The organism is Bradyrhizobium sp. Kon37 (assembly GCF_055807535.1).
In genome coordinates this window covers 1-740 of sequence record NZ_JBVVOY010000090.1, presented here as the reverse complement: position 1 = coordinate 740, position 740 = coordinate 1, and the positions used below count along the sequence as shown (strand labels likewise).

The 740-nt window shown below is 64.7% G+C and carries 1 protein-coding gene; it reads right to left on the bottom strand.

What is annotated here, in order from left to right:
* A partial coding sequence (locus AC0L3J_RS37185; RefSeq protein ID WP_473350401.1) for a sugar phosphate nucleotidyltransferase occupies window positions 1–740 on the bottom strand: 740 nt, incomplete at both ends.

Here is a 740-nt window from a genome sequence, read left to right as displayed (position 1 = left end):
ACCACGATGCGCTTGACCTGGTGGCGCTCGCCATTGTCGACCGACTGGTAGCTGCCCCAGGGCCGATGCACCTTGAGATGCTCCTCGGTGACCTTCGGTGCGACCGCCTTGAGTTTTGTGACCAGCCGTTTGAGACCGTTGGCATCTTTCTGGCGCGAGACGAGAACCGCATCGGCAGTCGCGACCACAATGAGATCGTCGACGCCTTCGAGTGCCACCAGCGCGGCATCGGTGGTGACGTTGCAATTGCGGCTATCTTCGAACACGGCGGCGCCATGCGAAGCATTGCCTTGCGCGTCCTTGTCGGACAATTCCCACACCGCGTGCCAGGAGCCGACGTCGGACCAGCCGCACGACACCGGCACGACCGCGGCGCGCGCGGTCTTCTCCATCACCGCATAGTCGATCGAGATCGCCTTGGCCGCGCCGAACGCCTCGGGCTCCAGCGTCACGAAGCCGAGATCGCGGCCGGCATTGGTCACAGCATTGGAGATGGTCTCCACGCTCGCCGCATCGACCCTGCGGTATTCGTCGAGCAGGACGCTGGCCGGAAACATGAAGTTGCCGCTGTTCCAGAGATAGCCGGAATTGACGTAGTCGGCCGCCTTCACCGCATCCGGCTTCTCGACGAAGCGCGCGACCGCGTGCACCTCGCCGGAGATGACCTCGCCCGGGCTGATATAGCCGTATTCGGTCGCCGGCCGCTCCGGCTTGACGCCGAAGGTGACGATGCGCCCGGC